The 19,332-nt window shown below is 67.2% G+C and carries 24 protein-coding genes; 14 read left to right on the top strand and 10 right to left on the bottom strand.

What is annotated here, in order from left to right:
- The first annotated feature begins 19 nt into the window (after window positions 1–19).
- Window positions 20–574, top strand: a complete 555-nt coding sequence (locus AVE30378_RS06530) for a hypothetical protein (RefSeq protein ID WP_129239953.1) — start codon at window positions 20–22, stop codon at window positions 572–574.
- Window positions 575–592: 18 nt separating this feature from the next.
- A complete protein-coding gene (locus tag AVE30378_RS06525; RefSeq protein WP_129239952.1) occupies window positions 593–1,045 on the top strand; it encodes a GNAT family N-acetyltransferase in 453 nt (150 codons plus the stop codon).
- A 7-nt stretch (window positions 1,046–1,052) separates the two neighbouring features.
- On the opposite strand, the gene AVE30378_RS06520 is transcribed toward AVE30378_RS06525, so the two are convergent.
- Window positions 1,053–2,033: a GlxA family transcriptional regulator gene (locus AVE30378_RS06520; protein ID WP_129239951.1), complete on the bottom strand. Its 981-nt coding sequence runs from the start codon at window positions 2,031–2,033 to the stop codon at window positions 1,053–1,055.
- Window positions 2,034–2,203: 170 nt separating this feature from the next.
- Here AVE30378_RS06520 and AVE30378_RS06515 point away from each other — a divergent pair, with 170 nt between their 5' ends.
- Both AVE30378_RS06515 and AVE30378_RS06510 read left to right on the top strand, forming a co-directional pair.
- A complete protein-coding gene (locus tag AVE30378_RS06515; RefSeq protein ID WP_129239950.1) occupies window positions 2,204–2,560 on the top strand; it encodes a DUF1428 domain-containing protein in 357 nt (118 codons plus the stop codon).
- Window positions 2,561–2,620: 60 nt separating this feature from the next.
- The gene (locus AVE30378_RS06510) at window positions 2,621–3,127 is read left to right on the top strand and encodes a VOC family protein (protein WP_129239949.1); all 507 of its coding nucleotides are present in this window, start codon (window positions 2,621–2,623) and stop codon (window positions 3,125–3,127) included.
- Between the two features lie 6 nt (window positions 3,128–3,133).
- Here AVE30378_RS06510 and AVE30378_RS06505 read toward each other — a convergent pair whose 3' ends face one another.
- Together AVE30378_RS06505 and AVE30378_RS06500 are read right to left on the bottom strand one after the other, a co-directional pair.
- The gene (locus AVE30378_RS06505; RefSeq protein ID WP_129239948.1) at window positions 3,134–3,649 is read right to left on the bottom strand and encodes a DUF1993 domain-containing protein; all 516 of its coding nucleotides are present in this window, start codon (window positions 3,647–3,649) and stop codon (window positions 3,134–3,136) included.
- Between the two features lie 87 nt (window positions 3,650–3,736).
- Window positions 3,737–4,810, bottom strand: coding sequence for an extracellular catalytic domain type 1 short-chain-length polyhydroxyalkanoate depolymerase (locus AVE30378_RS06500; RefSeq protein WP_129239947.1), 1,074 nt, complete (start codon window positions 4,808–4,810; stop codon window positions 3,737–3,739).
- A gap of 213 nt (window positions 4,811–5,023) precedes the next feature.
- Between AVE30378_RS06500 and trhA the strand changes: the two genes are divergently transcribed.
- Window positions 5,024–5,668 (top strand): PAQR family membrane homeostasis protein TrhA, encoded by a 645-nt coding sequence (trhA, locus tag AVE30378_RS06495; RefSeq protein ID WP_129239946.1) that lies wholly within the window; start codon window positions 5,024–5,026, stop codon window positions 5,666–5,668.
- A gap of 5 nt (window positions 5,669–5,673) precedes the next feature.
- On the opposite strand, the gene AVE30378_RS06490 is transcribed toward trhA, so the two are convergent.
- A complete protein-coding gene (locus AVE30378_RS06490; protein ID WP_129239945.1) occupies window positions 5,674–6,441 on the bottom strand; it encodes an AraC family transcriptional regulator in 768 nt (255 codons plus the stop codon).
- A 124-nt stretch (window positions 6,442–6,565) separates the two neighbouring features.
- On the opposite strand from AVE30378_RS06490, the gene AVE30378_RS06485 reads away from it, so the two are divergent.
- The 3 genes from AVE30378_RS06485 to AVE30378_RS06475 all read left to right on the top strand — a co-directional run bounded on the left by AVE30378_RS06485 (window position 6,566) and on the right by AVE30378_RS06475 (window position 8,800).
- Window positions 6,566–7,378: a sulfite exporter TauE/SafE family protein gene (locus AVE30378_RS06485; RefSeq protein ID WP_129239944.1), complete on the top strand. Its 813-nt coding sequence runs from the start codon at window positions 6,566–6,568 to the stop codon at window positions 7,376–7,378.
- Between the two features lie 210 nt (window positions 7,379–7,588).
- Window positions 7,589–7,984: a DUF4168 domain-containing protein gene (locus AVE30378_RS06480; protein WP_129239943.1), complete on the top strand. Its 396-nt coding sequence runs from the start codon at window positions 7,589–7,591 to the stop codon at window positions 7,982–7,984.
- A gap of 117 nt (window positions 7,985–8,101) precedes the next feature.
- Entirely contained in the window at window positions 8,102–8,800 is a 699-nt protein-coding gene (locus AVE30378_RS06475) for a glutathione S-transferase family protein (RefSeq protein ID WP_129239942.1), read from the top strand.
- Window positions 8,801–8,813: 13 nt separating this feature from the next.
- On the opposite strand, the gene AVE30378_RS06470 is transcribed toward AVE30378_RS06475, so the two are convergent.
- Entirely contained in the window at window positions 8,814–9,731 is a 918-nt protein-coding gene (locus AVE30378_RS06470) for a LysR family transcriptional regulator (RefSeq protein ID WP_244234982.1), read from the bottom strand.
- 162 nt (window positions 9,732–9,893) lie between these two features.
- Between AVE30378_RS06470 and AVE30378_RS06465 the strand changes: the two genes are divergently transcribed.
- Genes AVE30378_RS06465 through AVE30378_RS06445 form a run of 5 tightly spaced genes read left to right on the top strand, consistent with a single transcriptional unit; the run spans window position 9,894 to window position 14,643 of the window.
- Window positions 9,894–11,252: an acyclic terpene utilization AtuA family protein gene (locus AVE30378_RS06465; RefSeq protein ID WP_129239940.1), complete on the top strand. Its 1,359-nt coding sequence runs from the start codon at window positions 9,894–9,896 to the stop codon at window positions 11,250–11,252.
- 2 nt (window positions 11,253–11,254) lie between these two features.
- Window positions 11,255–11,575, top strand: a complete 321-nt coding sequence (locus AVE30378_RS06460) for an AtuA-related protein (protein ID WP_129239939.1) — start codon at window positions 11,255–11,257, stop codon at window positions 11,573–11,575.
- A 24-nt stretch (window positions 11,576–11,599) separates the two neighbouring features.
- On the top strand, window positions 11,600–12,517 hold the full coding sequence (locus AVE30378_RS06455) for an SMP-30/gluconolactonase/LRE family protein (protein ID WP_129239938.1): 918 nt from the start codon (window positions 11,600–11,602) through the stop codon (window positions 12,515–12,517).
- 29 nt (window positions 12,518–12,546) lie between these two features.
- Window positions 12,547–13,524, top strand: a complete 978-nt coding sequence (locus AVE30378_RS06450) for a tripartite tricarboxylate transporter substrate binding protein (protein ID WP_129239937.1) — start codon at window positions 12,547–12,549, stop codon at window positions 13,522–13,524.
- Between the two features lie 33 nt (window positions 13,525–13,557).
- Window positions 13,558–14,643: an SDR family oxidoreductase gene (locus AVE30378_RS06445; RefSeq protein ID WP_129239936.1), complete on the top strand. Its 1,086-nt coding sequence runs from the start codon at window positions 13,558–13,560 to the stop codon at window positions 14,641–14,643.
- Window positions 14,644–14,668: 25 nt separating this feature from the next.
- On the opposite strand, the gene AVE30378_RS06440 is transcribed toward AVE30378_RS06445, so the two are convergent.
- The gene (locus AVE30378_RS06440; RefSeq protein WP_129239935.1) at window positions 14,669–15,430 is read right to left on the bottom strand and encodes an ABC transporter permease; all 762 of its coding nucleotides are present in this window, start codon (window positions 15,428–15,430) and stop codon (window positions 14,669–14,671) included.
- Window positions 15,427–16,350, bottom strand: a complete 924-nt coding sequence (locus AVE30378_RS06435; RefSeq protein WP_129239934.1) for an ABC transporter ATP-binding protein — start codon at window positions 16,348–16,350, stop codon at window positions 15,427–15,429. Before AVE30378_RS06435 ends, AVE30378_RS06440 begins: the two co-directional genes overlap by 4 nt.
- A gap of 611 nt (window positions 16,351–16,961) precedes the next feature.
- Here AVE30378_RS06435 and AVE30378_RS06430 point away from each other — a divergent pair.
- Window positions 16,962–17,300: a zinc ribbon domain-containing protein YjdM gene (locus AVE30378_RS06430; protein WP_129239933.1), complete on the top strand. Its 339-nt coding sequence runs from the start codon at window positions 16,962–16,964 to the stop codon at window positions 17,298–17,300.
- 36 nt (window positions 17,301–17,336) lie between these two features.
- On the opposite strand, the gene AVE30378_RS06425 is transcribed toward AVE30378_RS06430, so the two are convergent.
- Genes AVE30378_RS06425 through ccoG form a run of 3 tightly spaced genes read right to left on the bottom strand, consistent with a single transcriptional unit; the run spans window position 17,337 to window position 19,310 of the window.
- Entirely contained in the window at window positions 17,337–17,573 is a 237-nt protein-coding gene (locus AVE30378_RS06425) for a hypothetical protein (protein WP_129239932.1), read from the bottom strand.
- Between the two features lie 16 nt (window positions 17,574–17,589).
- On the bottom strand, window positions 17,590–17,799 hold the full coding sequence (locus AVE30378_RS06420; protein WP_129239931.1) for a FixH family protein: 210 nt from the start codon (window positions 17,797–17,799) through the stop codon (window positions 17,590–17,592).
- Between the two features lie 20 nt (window positions 17,800–17,819).
- Window positions 17,820–19,310, bottom strand: coding sequence for a cytochrome c oxidase accessory protein CcoG (gene ccoG / locus AVE30378_RS06415; protein WP_129239930.1), 1,491 nt, complete (start codon window positions 19,308–19,310; stop codon window positions 17,820–17,822).
- Window positions 19,311–19,332: the final 22 nt, after the last annotated feature.

Below are 19,332 nucleotides of genomic sequence, written 5' to 3'. Positions count from 1 at the left end.
TCAAGGTCGGGGAGTCGAGATGAACATCCTGCTGGCGTTCGCGCCCTTCATCGTGTTTGTCATCATCGAAAGGGCTGTCGGGGCGCTGGAAGGATTGGCCGCGGGCGCCTTCGTGTCCGCCGGGCTGGTGCTGCGCGACTGGCTCAACCCGGAACGCCGCCTGAAGCTCCTGGAAACCGGCACGCTCCTGCTGTTCACAGGACTGACCGTGTACGCGCCGATGGCCGACGGCGAATCCTGGACGATCGCCGAAACGCGCCTGCGGGTGGATGGCGGGCTGCTGTTCCTGGTGCTGCTGAGCATCGCGCTGCGCCGGCCCTTCACCCTGGAATACGCGCGCGAAAAAGAACCCGACTACGTCTGGCGGAGCCGCCGGTTCATGCGCATGAAATATGCGGTGGCCGCCGCCTGGGCGCTGGCGTTCGCGGCCATGGCGGCGACCGATGCCCTGCTGGCGCACCACCCCCGGCCGCCGCAGGCCATCGTGATCGCGGTGACGGTCGCCGCGCTTGCCGGGGCGATGAAATTCACCGCTTGGTATCCGGACCGGGTGTGGGCTACAACATCGAGGTAGCTCTCGCAGGAGACCCCGGTGAAGCCCTTGGGAAATCACGTCGAAGTCACGCTGGCCACGCAAGCCGACGACGCGCTGGTCGCGGCTTTCGCGCGGCTGCTGCCGCAACTGTCCAGGACCGCCCCGCTGCTGTCGCGCGAGGCGCTGGACGAGATCATCCGCGCGCCCTCCAACCACGTGTTCATCGCCGCCATGGGCGAGGACCGGCGCATCGTCGGCACGCTGACGCTGGTGCATTTCCGCATCCCCACGGGCGTGCGGGCCTGGATCGAGGACGTGGTGGTGGACGAACAGGCGCGCGGAATGAAGGTCGGCATGGCGCTGACGCACGCGGCCATCGTCAAGAGCCGCGAACTGAACGCAAGGACGCTGGACCTGACGTCCAATCCCGGCCGGCTGTCGGCCCACCACTTGTACGAATCGGCGGGCTTCGCGATGCGCGATACCCGGGTGTACCGCTACCAGGGCTGAACCCGCGCTACTGGTAGTGGTAGCGCTCGCGGTATCCCACCGGCGACATGCCGCAGTACTTGCTGAAAATATCGCGGAAAGCCTTGGTGTCGTTGTAGCCGACCTCGTACATGACTTCCGCCACGCTCTTGCGCGAGGTTTCCAGGCGCTGCTTGGCGGCTTCCACGCGCACGCGCTGCACGTATTCCACGATGCTGTTGCCGGTGGCCTGGCGAAAGCGCCGCTCCAGGGTGCGCCGGCCCATGGCGTGGCGGCCGGCCAGTTCCTCGACCGTGATCTTTTCCGTGTAGCGGCCTTCGATGTAGTCCTGCACCGCGCGCACGACCTCGTCGGCATGGGCCTTCTGCCCCATGAACACCGAGAACGGCAATTGGCTCTGGCGGCTCCAGTCGAGCTGGAAGTACTTGGCGCACCAGATGGCGGTGTCGCGGTCGGTGTACTTCTCGATCAGGTGCAGCACCAGGTGCGCGGCGGAAAACGCGCCGCCGCTGGTGTAGACGCCGTTGTCCGCCATCACGACGCGGTCGCTGACCCAATGCACGCTGGGGAACAGATTGGCATACAGGTTCTGCGCGACCCAGTGGACGACGGCCTGCTGCCCGTCCAGGATGCCGCCCGCCGCGAGCAGCGCGGCGCCCATGCACAGGCTGGCCACCTCCCCGCCCTCGCGGTGATGCCGCGACAGCCACTCGATGAGCTCGCGGTTGGACAGCACGGCGTCGGACACCGAGCCCAGCAGCGGCGGGGCGATGCAGATGTCGACGCCGCGGGCGTCGGCCAGCACCATGTCGGCCTGCACGGTGATGCGGCCGTCATCCAGCCTGACCTCGCGCGTCAGCGCCAGGGTGCGCACCTGGAACCTGGGCTCGCGCCCGCGCGCGGCCAGGTATTCGTTGGCGACCAGGAAGCCGTGCCGCGCGGTTTCCAGCGACGCGATATTAGCCCCCAGCGGCAGCAGGAACGCGATGTTTTTCATCCCGCAAAGCATACGCCTGCGGGCTGTCGCAATCCACCCTCAAGATTGTCGCAATCGCCTATCTGAAACCGCGCCCGATCCCGATACAGTGGCACTACCGGAACCAGATCCGGGTTGCGCGGCGGACGGCCAGCGGGGCGAGCCCAAGCGCGATAGAACAACGCGGACCAAAGGAGTCAACGATGGAAAAGTACATAGACGGTTACCTGTTGAGCGTCCCCAAGGCCAATCTCGATACCTACAAGAAGATGGCGCAGCAGGCCCAGGCGGTGTGGCTGGAGCACGGCGCGCTGGACTACCGCGAAGGCGTGGCGGACGACATCGACGGGGAAGGCTTCGGCTCGTTCACCGCCGCGGCCGGCGCGCGCGACGGCGAGACCGTCGTATTCGCGTGGATCCTGTACGCCAGCAAGGCGGAGCGGGACCGCATCAACGCCAAGGTCATGTCGGATCCCCGCCTGAAGGACATGTCCTGCGAAGGCGTATTCGATTTCAAGCGCATGTGCTGGGGCGGATTCAGCACCTTGGTGGGCAATTAACCGAGGCGGCCGGAAATTCCATCCGCGCCTCTCTTCAACCGAACCTCCCGGAGACTCGATATGAGCACCCCTGCGACCAGGACCATTCCCGAAGGCATGCACACGCTGACCCCGCACATCGTGTGCGAGGGCGCGTCGGACGCCATCGCCTTTTTCAAGCAAGCCTTCAATGCCGAGGAACTCGCGCGGCTTCCCGGCCCCAACGGCAAGATCATGCACGCGGCCGTGCGCATCGGCGATTCCGTCCTGATGCTGATGGACGATTTCCCCGAATGGGGCAGCCTGGGCGCGAAGGCGCTGAAAGGCACGCCCGTCACTCTGCACCTGTACGTGGACGACGTCGACGCCGCCATGAAGCAGGCCGTGGCGGCGGGCGCGCAGGTGACGATGCCCGTGGCGGACATGTTCTGGGGCGACCGCTACGGCCAGGTGGTGGATCCGTTCGGGCACCGCTGGTCCATCGCCACGCACAAGCTCGACCTGACGCCGGAGGAAATCCAGCGGAACATGGCGGCAATGGGCGAAATGGAAGGCTGCGGCGACCCGTCCAGGAAGCAGCCGGGCTAGTTCACGCTAGGACTGCGGGTACGGCCCCAGGAAATCGAGCTTGCCGATCTGCACGCCGGCCTGCCGCAGGATGCCGTAGGCCGTCGTGACGTGGAAATAGAAATTGGGCAGCGCGAACGTCAGCAGATAATCGTCGCCCTGGAACTCCTGCCTGAAGTCGCCGAAGGCGAGCGTGATCTTGCGGCTTTCGGCGCCTTCCAGCTTGTCCGCCGACACGCCCCGCAGGTATTCGATCGTCGCGGCGATGCGCTGCTGTAGCTGCTCGAAGGTGGTTTCCTCGTCGGCGAACTTGGGCGCCTCCACCTGGGACAGGCGCTGCACCGCGAACTTGGACGTGTCGCTGGCGCGCTGCACCTGCCCGGACAGCGGATACATGTCGGGCGCGAGGCGGGCATCGATGAGGCCGGCAGGATCGGCGCCCGCCGCGGCGGCGTGGGCGGCGCCCTTTTCCAGCAGGGCGGCCAGGACGGTCAGGCCGCGGATGAAGACAGGCACGCAAGCCTGGTACATGGACAGGGGCATGGCAATGATTCCCGAAAAGGCATGGCGGCCGGCGCACGGCGCGCCGGTCCATCGAGCATACGCCTATATCCGGGCGCCGCGCGCCCGTCAGCCGGCCGGCCGGCGCTGCCCCTGGAAGAAACGCCAGATCAGCGCCGACGCGTCGGGCCCGCTGCGCGCGTGATACCGGATGGACGCGTCGCCTCCGCTCCAGGCATGTTCCAGCCGCGTGATCTCGCACAGGCGCAGCACGGTGTTCTGGCCGCGCAGCATGTCCACCCGGCGATAGGCCTTTTCGGTGCCCAGGCCCAGCACGTGTTCGACGGGCGCGCTTTCCGGCGGCAGGCCGTTGAGCGCCCGGAACTGTTCGAACAACTGCCGGGCGTTGCGCGGCGCCACCGCCGGATCCAGTTGCCCTTGCAGGATCAGGGCGGGCATGCCGAGGCGGAACACGGCCGGATCCGACACGCGCTCCACCAGCGGAAGCAGCGGCTTGAGGGTGCCGCGCCGCATGATGCCGATGCCGCTGGCCGCGCTGTGGGCATCGCCCACCACCGGCCCCGAATGCATGGCCACCGCGGCGACCAGTTCCGGGTGCCGCAGGGCCACCAGCGCGGCCATGCCGGCGCCGGCGGACAGACCGGCGACGTAGATGCGTTCCGGGTCCAGCCCGAACCTGGCCGACTCCGACCGGATCAGCGCGGCGATCAGATCGGCCTCCGCGCCCCCGTGCGCATCGTCCGGCTGGAACCAGCGCCAGCAGCGCTGCACCTGGCGCGCCAGGGACTGCTGCGGGTACAGCACCATGAAACCGCCCGCATCGGCCCATTGGTTCATGCGGGAGCCGCGGGCGAACGCCTGGGAGGTCTGCCTGCAGCCATGCAGCATCACCACCAGCGGCATGCCTGCCGCCGGCGCGGAAACGGGCGTATAGCGGGAGAAACCGAGGCGGTGGCCCCGGCTGTCGGAGAATTGCCTGGCGGCCTCCCAGCGGCCGCCGCCCAGCGAGGGAACCGCGGGCGCCGCGGACTTGGCGGCCTGCCTGGCGGCGACGGTCGCCTTGCGCCGGGTCGCGCTGCGCCGTTTGGCGGCCTGCGGAGCGGCCGCGCGCAGCGCCGCGCGCTGAAGCCTGCCGAATTTCTTTGCGGTTTTGAAGAACAAACTGGTAAAACTGCGCGCCATTCTAGGCCTCGGCCAGTAAACCCGTTGAGCGTGACACCGCATGGAATGTATCACACCGTAACTATCCGCCAGCGGCATCCCGGGCCTCGGGGCAGGCCCGGGTTTGCACAAGATCAAACCGTCCCCGCATCGCGCGCGCAAAAAGCGGCGGCGGCCTTGAGGCGGCGGCGCAAAGCGCCTATGGTGGTGGCTTCCAGCCAACAAGACGCATTCATGTTTCCCGACGACAGACCCCAGACCCTAGGCGAAGAAATCGCCAATACCATCAGCCATGGCGTCGGCGCGGCCGGCGCCGTGGCGTCGGCGCCCATCCTGATCATAGCCGCGGTGCGCCAGGGCGACGCCGCCTTCATCGCGGGCGCCGCGGTCTTCGCGGCGTCGATGTGCCTGCTGTACCTGGCGTCCACCATTTACCACGCCTTGCCCCGCAGCCGCGCCAAGCAGTTCTTCAACGTGCTGGACCACTCGGCCATCTACCTGCTGATCGCCGGCACCTATACGCCGTTCGCGCTGGGCGCCCTGCGCGGCCCCTGGGGCTGGACCCTGTTCGGCTTGGTCTGGGGCATGGCCCTGCTCGGCGTCGGACTGAAAGCCAGCAAGCGGCTCAACCGGCCCGCCGTCTCCACGGGCCTGTACCTGGCCATGGGCTGGCTGGTGCTCATCGCGGTGAAGCCCCTGATCGAACGCGTGCCCACCGGCGGCCTGTGGTGGCTGGTGGCGGGCGGGCTGGCGTACACGGGCGGGGTGGCGTTCTTCGTGCTGGACAACCGCTGGCGCTACAGCCACTTCGTGTGGCATCTGTTCGTGCTGGCCGGCACCGTCTGCCACTTCTTCGCGGTGCTCTGGTACGCGGCCTGAGGCCGCTAGCCCTGGCGCAGGTACTCCGTGGGCGGGCGGCCCAGCACGCGCCGGAACATCGTGGAAAACGCGGCCGGGCCCTGGTAGCCGAAATCCAGCGCGATGGCGGTGACGGGCGCGCCCGAAGCCAGCCGCGACAGCGCCAGCACCACGCAGGCGCGCTGGCGCCATTCCGAAAACGCCATGCCGGTCTGCTCGCGGAAATGGCGGCTGAAAGTGCGCGGGCTCATGTGCAGGCGATCGGCCCAGGCCTGCGGCGCGGCGCGCGCGTCGGGCGCGGCGATGAACGCCCGGCACAGGGCCGCCAGGCGTTCGTCGGGCGGCAGCGGGATATGCAGGGGCAGCACCGGGGCGCGCTCGACCTCGTGCAGCAGCAAGGCCGCCAGCGCGCCGTCCCGCCCGGCGCGGTCGTAGTCGGCGGGCATGTCCACCGCGTCCATCAGCAACTGCCGCAGCAGCGGCGACACCTCGATCACTTCGCAGGCCCGCCCGTCCGCGCGCGCCGCCCCCGGTTCGATGTAGGCGCTGCGCGTGCTGACGCCCAGCATGCGGACCTCGTGCGTCACGCCCGCCGGGATCCACACGGCGCGCTGCGGCGGCACCACCCAGTTGCCGTCGCGGGTGGCGACCTGCATGACGCCCGTGGCGCCGTACAGCAACTGGGCCCGGCGGTGCGCGTGGGCGGGCAGCAGTTGGCCGGGCGGGTAGTCGTTGCCGATGGCGACGACGGGGCGGTCCAGGTGGTCGTAGCGGTCGATGTGGGCGTTGCGCATGGCGCTTGCGCCGCCTGCGGGCGGCGGATGCTGTGGCCGAAATGCGAACATTATTGTCCGATCCTCGAAAGCGAGCCAGCCCCCACGGCCGTATCGTGACGGTTTCCCTGGAAGGACGGGCGGCATGGTTTATCTGGTTCTGGCTTTTTTCGGTTGCCTCAGCGGCGTGACGACCGTGCTGTTCGGCTTCGGCGGCGGCTTTGTCGTGGTGCCCGTGCTATACGGCGTGCTGACCGCGACCCACGGCGCGCAGGACGCCATCGGGCAATCGGCCATGCACATCGCGGTGGCCACCTCCACCTGCGTCATGATCGTCAATTCCGTCGCGGCCACGCGCAAGCACCAGCGCGCGGGCAACATCCTGCGCGCCTATGTCTGGCCGCTGGCGGCCTTCATCGCGGCGGGCGCCCTGCTGGGCGCGCTGGCCGCCACCTGGGCCAGCGGCGGGCTGGTGCGCAACGCCTTCATCGCCTACCTGGGCGTGACCATCCTGGACTGCCTGCTGCGCCAGGGCTTCATGGCGCAGGGCGACGCGCGCCCGCGCCCCCTGGGCCCGGGCGTGCTGGTGGGCGGCGGCGTGGCCATCGGCGCGATCGCCGCGTTCCTGGGCGTCGGCGGCAGCGTCATGACGGTGCCGCTGCTGCGGCGCCGGGGCCTGCCCATGTCCAAGGCGGCCGCGATGGCCAATCCGCTGACGCTGCCCGTCGCCATCGCCGGGACGCTGGCCTACATGGCGGCGGCCCGCGGCCTGTCCGAGGCCCTGGCGCCCTGGATCGTCGGCTATGTGGACCTGCTGGCCTTCGCCGCGCTGGCGCTGGGCTCGCTGGCGGGCATCCGCCTGGCGGCGCCGCTGATCCCCCGCATCCCCGACCGCCTGCACGCCCGCGTCTACGTGCTGCTGCTGGCGCTGGTGATGCTGAGCATGCTGGCCGTCTAGGCCCCGCAAGCCGAACACCTAAGGAAACATCGCGGCCAGCAGCGACTACGAAAGCGCGCAAAACGTTTCCGGCCCGCCCGCGGGGCCGCCCTCCCGGGCCGCGCGCGCGTCCCGTGGCCTGCCGACACAGGAAAACACATCGCGAAACTTGCCCCTGGACCGGCCGGCTCGTCATCATGGCCAGACATTCAACCGGAACAAGGAGGTTTCATGCAGCGTTCCACTTACGCATTCCTATCCGCCGCCCTGCTGACGACGGTGCTGTCCGGTGCCCCCGCCCTTGCCCAACAGGCCGGCCAGGCGCAGCAGCAGATGGCGCCCCCGGCCGCGGTGCAACCGACCGACCAGCAGCTACAGCGCTACGCGGCGGCCTCGCAGAAGATATCCGGCGTCGTGGACGAATACCGTCCCAAGGTCGACGCCGCCAAGACGGACGAAGCCAAGCAGAAGGTCGTCCAGGAAGCGGACGCCAAAATGGTGCAACTGGTCCGCGCGGACGGCCTGAGCGTCGAGGAATTCAATGGCATCGGCCAGGCCGTGCAACAGGATCCCCAGCTCAAGCAGCGCGTGATGAACCTGAGCAAGGGCGGCCCCGCCGCCCAGTAATGCCGCCGCAGCCCCCCGCCGCGGCAAGCGCCACCCGCCCTCGGGCGCGTGGCGTCTTTTTTTGGTTATCCTACTTCCGTTTCCTTCCCGAAAGCCCTGTCCAAGGAGCGCGGAATCTTGACCCCGGATCTCACTCTCTATGACCTGGCGGGCGCCGACCCGTCGCTGCGCTTCAGCCCGCACTGCTGGAAGACGCGCATGGCGCTGGCCCACAAGGGCCTGTCCGCCGACACCGTGCCCTGGCGCTTCACCGAGAAAGAAGCGATCGACTTTTCCGGCCAGAAGCTGGTGCCGGTGCTAGTGCACGGCACGCACGTGGTCAGCGATTCATGGCAGATCGCCTGTTACCTCGAGGACACCTTCCCCGAACGGCCTTCGCTGTTCGGCGGCGCGGGCGGACGCGCGCTGAGCCTGTTCGCGAATTCCTGGGCCGACACCACGCTGGTGCCGCCCCTGGCCCGCCTGCTGCTGCCCGGCATCCATGGCCTGATCCACGACAAGGACAAGGACTACTTCCGCGCGACGCGCGAAAAGCGCTTCGGCAAGCTGGAGGACCTGCCCGCGGGCTACGAAGCGCAGATCGCGGCGCTGCGCGCGGCGCTCCTGCCGCTGCGGCAGACGCTGGCCAGGCAGCCCTGCCTGGCGGGCGAGCGGCCCGCCTACGCGGACTATGCGGTATTCGGCATGTTCATGTGGGCCCGCTGCACCAGCCCCCTGGAACTGCTGGCCGCGGACGACCCCGTCCATGCCTGGCGCGAGCGGCTGCTGGACGCCTTCGGCGGCATGGCGCGGGCCGCCCCCACAGGGCCGTTCTGACCGGCGCGGACGGCTAGAGGGTTTTCATCATGTCGGCCCCCACCTGCTGCAAGGTGGCGACAAAGCGTTTCGCGGCGGCCGACAAAGAGCGCTGCTCTTTCACCAGGATGCCGATTTCGCGCGTGGCCGCGGGCGATTGCAGCGCCACGCTGTGCAAGCGGGTGGTGTCCATCAGGCGCAGGGCCAGCTTGGGCACCGCCGCGATGCCCACGCCGGCCGCCACCATCGCCCCGACCACCGAAATGTTGTCCGCGACATAGTTGGCTTCCGGCGCCTGGCCGGAGGCCGCCAGGATCCTGTCCGTCAGCAATCGGATGCTGCTGGCCGGGCCGCTGGCGATGAAGGGCCGATCCGAAAAGGCGCTCCAGTCCACGGTCTTCCTGCGCGCCAGCGGATCGTGGCGCGGGCAGATCAACACGAAGTGCTCTTTGAGCAAAGGACTGAAGGCGACTCCCTGGGCAGGCACCGAGGGCGCGATGGAAAGGCCGATGTCCGCGCTGCCCTCCGCGACCGCCCGCGTCACCTGGCCGGCGGACACCGCCTGGATGACCAGGCGCACCTGGGGGTGGAATTCCTGGAAGGCCTGCGCCGCCTGCGGCAGAATGGCCGCCGCCACCGAAGGCAGCGCGCTGATGCTCACGCTGCCCCGCCGGCCCGCGATGAATTCGGACAGGTCGCTCAGCGAGTCGCGAAACTCCGAGAGCATTCTTTGGGCGATGGGCACCAGCTCGGCGCCGGCGTCGGTCAGCGAGACCCCGTGCCGGTCGCGATCGAACAGCTTTGCATTGAGCTTCTGCTCGGCCGCCTGCACCCGCCGGCTGAGCGCCGGCTGCGATATGCTGGCCCGCTCGGCCGCGGCGCGGAAATTGAGGGTGTCCGCCACCAACAGCACGGCTTCCAGTTCAGAGATGGTCAGTGTGAGTCTATTCACCGTGATGCGCATTGGTTATCACCGAGATATGAATATATCATTTTGAGCATTAAGAAAATATCTTCATACTGATCTCAAAGGTCCTTGCCCCCGTCCAGGCGGCGCAACGGCGGGGCTTTCCGAGACGGCACGCAGGCAACCCTGCGCAGATGGAGATGGAGCATGAAAGATCCCCGCACGCGGCTTCGCGTAGGAGTGGGCGCGGGCATGGCGGACGACCGCGTGGGGCCGGCGATCGCGCTGCTCGAGCAATGCGAGCTGGACTACCTGGTGTGCGAATGCCTGGCCGAGCGCACCATTGCGCGCGAAACGCTCGCGCGCCAGCATGACGACAAGCTGGGCTTCAATCCCATGCTGGCCGAACGCATGCGCAGTTTCCTGCCCTTGTGCCGCGAAAAAGGCGTGCGGCTGGTCTCCAACATGGGCGCGGCCAATCCGGTCGGCGCCGCGCAAGCCGCGCTGGCCATCGGCCGGTCCCTGGGTTGGCAGGACCTGAAGTGCGCCGCGATCGTGGGCGACGACGTCGCCGACCGCCTGCGCGGGCATCCCGAGCTTCAGCTCCGCGAGCGCAAGCTCCCGCTGGAAGAGATACTGCCCAGGCTGGCTTCCGCGAACGCCTACCTGGGCGCCGACACGGTGCGCGACGCACTGGCCACCGGCGCGCACGTCGTGCTGTCGGGCCGCGTCGCGGACCCCTCGCTGTTTCTGGGCGTGGCCATGCACCACCATGGCTGGGCCCATGACGATCTGCCGCGCATGGCGGCCGGCACCATCATGGGACATCTGCTGGAATGCTCGGCCCAGGTGACCGGCGGATACTTCGCCGACCCGGGCAGGAAGGAAGTGCCGCGGCTGGCCGAGCTGCCCTATCCCTACGCGGATATCTACGGCGACGGCGAACTCCACATCGCCAAGCCCGACGGATCCGGCGGCCGGCTCGACCGCATGACCTGCACCGAGCAGGCGCTCTATGAAATACACGACCCGCGCGCCTATATCACGCCGGACTGCGTGCTCAGCCTGGACGGGCTCTCGTTCGAGGAACTGACGCCCGACCGCGTCGCCGTGCGCGGCGCGAACGCCCGCGCGCGCACCGACACCTACAAAGTCGTCGTGGGCTATGCCGATGGCTGGATAGGCGCCGGCGAAGTGGCGTACGCCGGCCTCAATGCCGTGGCGCGGGCGCAACTGGCCGCCCGGATCGTCCAGGAACGCTTCAGGCTCGACGGCGGCACGGCCAGCGAATTCCAGGTCGATCTCATCGGCATGAGCAGCCTGCATGGCGACCGCCCGCGGGCCTCGTCCGAAGACCCTTACGAAGTCCGCCTGCGCATTGCGGCGCGCTGCCCCGACAAGAAGAGCGCCCACCTGCTGGGCGACCATGTGCGCCAACTGAATATGCAAGGCCCCTACGGCGCGGGCGGCCCGGTCAACCTGGGCGCGAAGGAAGTCATCGCGGTGGACTCGGTCCTGATTCCCAGGAACTGGGTCACGCCCCAAGTGATCACGGTAGGAGCATAGGCATGGGAACACTGGTTTACGACTTGGCCCACGCGCGTTCCGGCGACAAAGGCAATACCTCGAACGTCGCGGTCATCGCCTACGACGAATCCGCCTGGCAAGTGCTGCGCAGGGAATTGACGGCCGAGCGCGTGAGGCAGGCCTATGCGCACCTGGGAGCGGGCCCGGTGCAGCGCTACGAGATCGAAAGCCTCAGGGCGCTCAACTTCGTCATCCAGGACGTGCTGGCCGGCGGCGTGACGCGGTCCCTGCGGCTGGATCCCCATGGCAAGGCGCTCAGTTCGCTCATCCTGGGCATCGAACTGCCCGGCAACCCTCAGTAATCCTGGAAATCCCGAGGTGTATCCATGTACCCACCCGCAGAGAATCTCGGCACCGACGTCTACGCCCGGCTGCCCGACTCGCTCTACCTGACCGACGAGCCCTCTTCCTGGCTGGCCGCGCGCCACGTCAAGATGCATTCCTTTCTGGAAGGGCCGTCATTCGACCGCGCAGGCAATCTGTGGTGCGTGGATCTTGCGCACGGACGCATCCTGCGCGTGGACCCGGCGGGAAACTTCGAGGTCGTGATCCGCTACGAAGGCGAACCCAACGGGCTGAAGATCCACCGCGACGGCCGCATTTTCGTGGCCGACCACCTGCATGGCCTCATGCTGCTGGATCCGCGGGCACGGACGATCAAGCCCTATTTGCAGCATGCGATGCGCGAGGGCCTCAGGGGACTGAACGATCTGTTCTTCGCGTCCAACGGCGACCTGTACTTCACCGACCAGGGCGAAAGCGCGCTTGAAAATCCGACCGGACGGGTCTTCCGGCTGCGCGCCGACGGCAAGACCGTGGACCTGTTGATGGACGGCCTGGCCGGGCCCAACGGGCTGGTGCTCAATCGGGCCGAGAACGTGCTCTACGTCGCCATCACGCACGACAACGCGATCTACGCGCTGCGGCTGGAGCCGGACGGCAGGATGAAAAAGGCCAGCCGCTACATCCAGTTGTCGGGCAGCACGGCGGGGCCCGACGGCCTGGCCATCGACGAGGCCGGGAACCTAGCGGTCGTGCATGCCCAGGCCGGCACTGTCTGGCTTTTCAGCCCGCTGGGCGAACCGCTGTACCGCATCCGTTCCTGCGCGGGCCTGCGCACCACCAATGTGGCGTTCGGCGGCCCCGACCGCCGCACGCTGTACATCACCGAAGCGGAACAGGGCGTCATCCTGCGCGCCCAGATGCCGCAGCCCGGCAAGCTCATGTATTCCCACACGAATTAAAGCCAACGCATCGGCAAGGAGACAACATCATGACGATATCCAGACTGCTCGCGGGCCTGGCCCTGGGGGCGACCGCCACCTTCGCCGCCGCCCAGACGGCCGCGCCATCCTATCCCGACCGGCCTATCCGCCTGATCGCCACCTATGGCCCGGGAAGCTCCATCGACATCATCGCCCGGCTCGTCGCGAAGTCCCTGTCCGAGCAGATGGGCCAGCCGGTCATCGTCGAAAACAAGCCCGGCGCGGGCGGCGACCTGGGCACCGACATCATCGCCAAGTCGCCCAAGGATGGCTACACCATCGGCTTCGCGTCCGCCGGGCCGATCACCGTCAATCCGAACGTCCGCAAGCGCATGCCCTACGATCCGGCCAAGGACCTCGCGCCCGTCGCGCTGGTGGCCACCGGACCCAATGTGATCCTGGTCAATCCCTCGCTGCCGGTGAACACCCTTCAGGAATTGATCGGCTACATCAAGGCCAACCCGGACAAGGTCAGCTACGCCTCGGCCGGCATGGGCACCAGCAATCACATCGCGGGCGAACTGTTCCAGCACTACTCGCACACCAAGATATTGCACGTCCCCTACAAGGGCAACAGCGACGCCGTCACCGACACGCTGGGCGGGCGCACGCAGATGGTCATCAGCGGCCTGCCTCCCATCCTGTCCTTCGTCAAATCCGGCAGACTGCGCGCCTTGGCGGTGGCCGACGTGAAGCGCTCCCCCATGCTGCCCGACGTGCCCACGATCGCCGAGGCGGGCTTGCCGGGCGCGGAAAGCGTGGCGTGGTACGGCATCGTGGCGCCGGCCGGCACGCCGGTGGAAATCCTGGATCGCCTGAACGCGGAGATCGCCAAGGCGGTGCACGATCCCGACGTGCAGCAGAAGTTCGCCACGCTGGGCATCGCGGCGGCCTCGGACAGCCGGCAGGAGTTCGGCAAGCGCATGGCGGACGAATCCGCCCGCTTCAAGGAACTGTTCTCGCAGATCGACCTGGTCATGGACTGACCGGGCCACACACACACCGAACAAGGTAACCGGATGCCACGCACTGTTCTCATCACTGGCGCCAGCGGGCTGGTCGGCACCGCCGCCATCGACGCGTTCCTCGATGAAGGCTGGGAAGTCATCGCCGTTTCCCGCCGGCGCCCCGAAGTCTTCAGCCAAAAGCCGTTCACCCATTTGTCGGTGGACTTGCGGGACGCCGACGCCAGCCGCGCCTGCTTCAGCGCGCTGGCCCAGGTGACGCATGTGGTGTATGCCGCCGTCTACGAAAAGCCCGGCCTGATCGCGGGCTGGCAGGACGCCGACCAGATGTCCACCAATCTGGAGATGATCAAGAACGTCATCGAGCCGCTGGGCCGGGCCGCCCGGCTGCGGCACGTGACCCTGCTCCAGGGCACGAAGGCCTACGGCGTGCACCTGCATCCCATCCGCATTCCCGCGCGGGAGCGCGAGCCGCGCGACGATCATCCGAACTCCTATTGGTTCCAGGAGGACTACATCAAGGAGAAGGCCGCCGAGCTTGGATTCGGCTGGACCATCTTCCGCCCCGCCATCGTGGTGGGGCCCAATGTGGGGGTGGCCATGAATACCGTGCCCATCATCGGCGTCTATGCGTCGCTGTGCCGCGCGGAAGGCCAGCCGTTCTGCTATCCCGGCCACATCGCCTTTCCCCGCGAAGCCGTGGATGTGCGCCTGATCGGCAATGCCGCCGCGTGGGCGGCGGACACGCCCGCGGCCTGGGGCGAACATTACAACCTGACCAACGGGGAAGTCTTCAGTTGGCGCGATCTCTGGCCCGGCCTGGCGGATTTCTTTCACCTCGAATCCGGCCCGGACCGGCCGGTCCGGCTGGCGCAATACCTGCCCAGCCGCGCGCAACGCTGGTCGGAACTCGTGCGGGAGCACGGCCTGAGGCCCCTGAGCATGGACGAGATACTGGGGCAGTCCCATTTTTCGGCGGATGCCCGGTTCGGCTACGGCCTGAAGGAAATGCCCCCGCCGGCTTTTGTCAGCACAGTCAAGATCAAGCAGGCGGGCTTTACCCAGACCTTCGACACGGAGCGATCCGTCAAGCACTGGCTGGGCGTGCTCATGGACCGGAAGATCATCCCCCGGGCCTGAGGCACCGCGCGGGCCCGGCGGAAGATCAGGCCTTCAGCCGGTAGCCCGTCTTGAAAATCCAGCGCACTCCCAGCAGGCAGGCCAACAGGAAACCCAGCGTCATGCCCACGCTGATGCCCACGCTGACGTCGGCCACCCCGTAGAACGCCCAGCGGAAGCCGCTGACGAGGTACACGACCGGATTGAACAGCGTGACGGCCTGCCAGAACGGGGGCAGCATCTTGATGGAATAGAAGGTGCCGCCCAGGAAGGTCAGCGGCGTGATGATCATCAGCGGAATGATCTGCAGCCTTTCAAAGCCGTCGGCGCAGATCCCGATGATGAAGCCGAACAGGCTGAACGTCACCGAGGTAAGCACCAGGAACGCCAGCATCCAGACCGGATGCGCCACGTGGAAGTCCACGAACAGCCGCGCCGTGGCCAGCATGATCAGCCCCAGGACGATGGACTTGCTGGCGGCGGCCCCGACGTAGCCCATGACGATCTCCACATAGGAGATGGGCGCCGAGTGGATTTCGTAGATGGTCCCGGAAAAGCGCGGCATGTAGATGCCGAAGGACGCGTTGGCGATGCTCTGCGTCAGCAGCGACAGCATGATCATGCCCGGCACGATGAAGGCGCCGTAGCTCACGCCGTCGATCTCCACCATGTGCGAGCCGATGGCGGAGCCGAACACCACGAAATACAGCGACGTGGAAATCACCGGCGACAGCACGCTCTGCATCAGCGTGCGCCACGCGCGGGCCATTTCGAACAGGTAGATAGCGCGGATGGCGTAGAAATTCATGATTGACCGTGCACCAGGCTGACAAAGATATCCTCGAGCGAGCTTTCCGACGAATTCAGGTCCGTGAATTCGATCTCCAGCCTGCCCAGCTCGTGCAGCAGCCGCGAAATCTCGCCGCCGCCCTGGTTGTCGTAGGTATAGACCAGCCTGTGGCCGTCGGCCGACAGGTCCAGTTGGAAGCCTTCCAGCGCCGTCGGGATGCCGGGCAGCGGCGACTTCAGGGTCAGCGCCAGTTGGCGCTTGCCCAGCTTTTTCATCAGCGCGTGCTTTTCCTCGACCAGGATGATCTCGCCCTTGCGGATCACGCCGATCCGGTCGGCCATTTCCTGGGCTTCCTCGATGTAGTGCGTGGTCAGGATGATGGTGACGCCGCTTTCGCGCAGCCGCCGCACCATTTCCCACATGCCGCGCCGCAACTCGACGTCCACCCCGGCGGTGGGTTCGTCCAGGAACAGGATGGCGGGCTCGTGCGACAGCGCCTTGGCGATCATGACCCGGCGCTTCATCCCGCCCGACAGCGCCATGATGCGGCTGTCCTTCTTGTCCCACAGGGACAGGTCGCGCAGCACCTTTTCGATGTAGGCGTGGTCGGTCGGCTTGCCGAACAGGCCGCGGCTGAAATTGACGGTATTCCAGACGGTCTCGAACGCGTCCGTGGAGATTTCCTGCGGCACCAGCCCGATCTTGGCGCGCGCCGCGCGGAACTCGGACACTATGTCATGGCCGTCGGCCAGCACCTTGCCTGCGGTGGGGTTGACGATGCCGCAGATGATGCTGATCAGCGTCGTCTTGCCCGCGCCGTTCGGTCCAAGCAGGGCGAAGATTTCGCCGCGCCGGATATCCAGGTTCACGTTCTTGAGCGCCTGGAAACCCGAAGCGTACCGCTTGGATAAGTCCTGGATTGAAATGACCGGTTGCACGCACGCCCCCAACTTGATCGACAGCCAGGGATTTTACCCGCCACACCGCCGCCGCTTGTTTGGCGGGGCGGAACAGTGTGTTTTGGAAATAGCTGGCGGAGCCGGCGGCGTGCGCGGGCAGGCAAGTGTCAGACACCTGCGCCTGAGGCGGCGGCGTGCGGGGCAGGCAAGTGTCAGACACCCTTACGAGATGACCGCACGGTTTGCAGAGGTGCCGCCGGGTGTCTGACACTCGGGGGAAACGGTATCGCCGCCCCGATCGGTGTCTGACACCCCGATGCGCTGCTTCAAGCCCGTCGCTCCTTGCCGTACGGGTGTCAGACACCTGCGCCTGAGGCGGCGGCGCGCAGCGCGCGGGGGTAGGCAAGTGTCAGACACCCCTACGAGATGACGGCACGGCTTACAGAGGTGTAGCCGGGTGTCTGACACCCCCGGGGGAAACGCTATCGCCGCCCCGATTGGTGTCAGACACCCCGCTACGCTGCTTCAAGCCCGTCGCTCCTTGCCGTACGGGTGTCAGACACCCGCGCCTACAACGGACGGCGCGCGCTGCTGCGCCGTATACTTACGCGTTGCGCGTACCGCGCCGTTTTTGCACCAGAGGTTTACCCGTGAGCGCCCTGCCCGCCTGTCCGAAATGCCAGTCCGAATTCACCTATGAAGACAGCGGCGTCTACATCTGCCCCGAATGCGCGCACGAATGGCCGCCGCAGGCGGCCGAAGCCGCCGAGGAAGCCCGGGTCTACCGCGATTCGGCCGGCAACGTGCTTCAGGACGGCGACACCGTCACCGTCATCAAGGACCTGAAGCTCAAGGGCTCCGGTGGCGTGATCAAGATGGGAACCAAGGTCAAGGGCATCCGGCTGGTCGATGGCGACCACGACATCGACTGCAAGATCGACGGCTTCGGCCCCATGAGCCTCAAGTCGGAATTCGTCAAGAAGGTCTAGGGCCCCGGGCGCGTGGCGGAAACCCGCCGCGCACCGCTACAGGTCTTCGTCTTCCTCGGGCTTGGGCATCAGGTAGGCCGTGAGCGTGCTGGACAGTCCGGCCATCACCCACAGCACGAAGAACGACACGGTGTAGAAGCCCGTGCGCCCTGTCGGCACGTGGCCGAAGATCGCCACGTCCAGGGGGTCGATCAGGGCGAATATCAGCGCGCTCCCCGCCGCGGCCGCCAGGAACGACGGCCACAGTATCCACATCAACGATCGCAAGCCCATCTGTGCATTCCCCCGTTTACGGATTGGCGTTCGGCGCGGCCTGCTCGATGACCAGGCCGCGCTTGACGACGCCCTCCTGGATCGGCTGGTTGCTGAAGTTCGTGAACGCGAAATAGATCGTGACGAAGCAGCCGACCATGGCCGCGAAGGGCCCGGCCATCAGGATCCAGGGCCAGGGTTCACGGTACCAGGGTTTGGCGGGCTTCGCGGGTTGGGCGGCGTTCATGGACATATCCTTTTCAGTGCTTACTCGGGGACGTAGAAGCTGGCGGCTTCGTCGGTTTCGATCTGGCGGTTCTCGCCGTCCTGGCCGCGCGCGCGCAGCGTGATGGCGTGGGCGCCGGGCTGCGAGCCGGCCGGGGCGCGGATCACCATCGGCACCAGCTTGTTGGCCGCGGGCTCCACGTCGACCGTGTCGGAACCCTGCTGGCCGGCCAGCACGGCCAGGCCCGCCATGCCCTCGGCCGACAGGCGCAGGTGCATGGGCTGGTCGGACGTGTTGATGATCTGGAGCCGGTAGACGTTCTCGATCAGGCCGCCGGCCACCTCGCGTCCCAGCGCGCCGCGGTCGCGGATGACGTCGACGCGCAGGGGGTTGCGCATGGCCAGCGACACGACGAACGCGACCGCCAGCCCCAGGATCAGCGTGCCGTAGATCAACACGCGCGGGCGCAGCAAGTGGGACCGCGCGCTCTTGGCGGACAGGCCGTCGAGCATCGCGCGTTCCGAGGTGTACCGGATCAGCCCCGGCTCGTACTGCATCTTGTCCATGACCTGTTCGCAGGCGTCGATACAGGCGCCGCAGCCGATGCACATGTATTGCAGGCCGTCGCGGATGTCGATGCCCGTCGGACAGACCTGCACGCACAGGCTGCAATCGACGCAATCGCCCATCCCCGCCGCCTTGTGGTCGATCTTGCGCGAGCGCCCGCCCCTGGGGTCGCCGCGGCGCTTGTCGTAGGTGACCACGAAGGTGTCCGGGTCCACCATCACGCTCTGGAAACGCGCGTAGGGGCACATGTACTTGCACACCGATTCGCGCATGAAACCGGCGTTGCCCCAGGTGGCGAAGCCGTAGAACAGCATCCAGAACCACTGCCACGGCCCCAGTTGCAAGGCGTAGAGTTCGTGGCCCAGTTCGCGTATGGGCGCGAAGTAGCCGATGAAGGTGGAGCCGGTCCACCATGCCAGCGCGATCCACAGGAAATGCTTGGTCAGCTTCAGGCGCGCCTTGTGCCAGGACCATGGCGATTCGTCCAGGCGGATGCGCGCGACGCGGTCGCCTTCGACCTTGCGCTCGATCCACATGAAGATTTCGGTGTAGACGGTCTGCGGACAGGCGTAGCCGCAGAACAGGCGCCCCGCCACCGCGGTGAACAGGAACAGCGCCAGCGCGGAAATGACCAGCAGCACCGCCAGGTAGACGACGTCCTGCGGCCACAGCACCAGGCCGAAGAGATAGAACTTGCGCGCGCCCAGGTCGAACAGCACCGCCTGGCGCCCGTTCCACTGGAGCCAGGGCAGGCCGTAGAAAATCAGTTGCGTGGCAAAGACAAACGCGATGCGCCAGCGGGCGAAGATGCCGCTGACGGATCGCGGATAGATCTTGCTGCGCACACCCGCCAGCGTCTGTTCCAGGGTCTCCTGGCCGGGACGCGGCGGCCTCACATGCGGCCGCCAGGGCGGCGGGTCACCGCCAGGCGAATTGCCGACGCTTGCGGTTGACCCATCTTCCATTTGCTGCTCCCTGCTGTAAGTC

The organism is Achromobacter veterisilvae (assembly GCF_900496975.1).
In the GTDB taxonomy this organism is placed as follows: Bacteria; Pseudomonadota; Gammaproteobacteria; order Burkholderiales; family Burkholderiaceae_B; genus Achromobacter; species Achromobacter veterisilvae.
This window is presented reverse-complemented; position numbering and strand designations above follow the sequence as displayed.

Coding starts and splice junctions, on each gene's coding strand:
- AVE30378_RS06530 (WP_129239953.1), top strand. CDS start 20: ATGAACATCCTGCTGGCGTTCGCGCCCTTCATCGTGTTTGTCATCATC.
- AVE30378_RS06520 (WP_129239951.1), bottom strand. CDS start 2,033: ATGCTTTGCGGGATGAAAAACATCGCGTTCCTGCTGCCGCTGGGGGCT.
- AVE30378_RS06515 (WP_129239950.1), top strand. CDS start 2,204: ATGGAAAAGTACATAGACGGTTACCTGTTGAGCGTCCCCAAGGCCAAT.
- AVE30378_RS06510 (WP_129239949.1), top strand. CDS start 2,621: ATGAGCACCCCTGCGACCAGGACCATTCCCGAAGGCATGCACACGCTG.
- AVE30378_RS06505 (WP_129239948.1), bottom strand. CDS start 3,649: ATGCCCCTGTCCATGTACCAGGCTTGCGTGCCTGTCTTCATCCGCGGC.
- AVE30378_RS06500 (WP_129239947.1), bottom strand. CDS start 4,810: ATGGCGCGCAGTTTTACCAGTTTGTTCTTCAAAACCGCAAAGAAATTC.
- trhA (WP_129239946.1), top strand. CDS start 5,024: ATGTTTCCCGACGACAGACCCCAGACCCTAGGCGAAGAAATCGCCAAT.
- AVE30378_RS06490 (WP_129239945.1), bottom strand. CDS start 6,441: ATGCGCAACGCCCACATCGACCGCTACGACCACCTGGACCGCCCCGTC.
- AVE30378_RS06485 (WP_129239944.1), top strand. CDS start 6,566: ATGGTTTATCTGGTTCTGGCTTTTTTCGGTTGCCTCAGCGGCGTGACG.
- AVE30378_RS06480 (WP_129239943.1), top strand. CDS start 7,589: ATGCAGCGTTCCACTTACGCATTCCTATCCGCCGCCCTGCTGACGACG.
- AVE30378_RS06465 (WP_129239940.1), top strand. CDS start 9,894: ATGAAAGATCCCCGCACGCGGCTTCGCGTAGGAGTGGGCGCGGGCATG.
- AVE30378_RS06460 (WP_129239939.1), top strand. CDS start 11,255: ATGGGAACACTGGTTTACGACTTGGCCCACGCGCGTTCCGGCGACAAA.
- AVE30378_RS06455 (WP_129239938.1), top strand. CDS start 11,600: ATGTACCCACCCGCAGAGAATCTCGGCACCGACGTCTACGCCCGGCTG.
- AVE30378_RS06450 (WP_129239937.1), top strand. CDS start 12,547: ATGACGATATCCAGACTGCTCGCGGGCCTGGCCCTGGGGGCGACCGCC.
- AVE30378_RS06445 (WP_129239936.1), top strand. CDS start 13,558: ATGCCACGCACTGTTCTCATCACTGGCGCCAGCGGGCTGGTCGGCACC.
- AVE30378_RS06440 (WP_129239935.1), bottom strand. CDS start 15,430: ATGAATTTCTACGCCATCCGCGCTATCTACCTGTTCGAAATGGCCCGC.
- AVE30378_RS06425 (WP_129239932.1), bottom strand. CDS start 17,573: ATGGGCTTGCGATCGTTGATGTGGATACTGTGGCCGTCGTTCCTGGCG.
- AVE30378_RS06420 (WP_129239931.1), bottom strand. CDS start 17,799: ATGAACGCCGCCCAACCCGCGAAGCCCGCCAAACCCTGGTACCGTGAA.
- ccoG (WP_129239930.1), bottom strand. CDS start 19,310: ATGGAAGATGGGTCAACCGCAAGCGTCGGCAATTCGCCTGGCGGTGAC.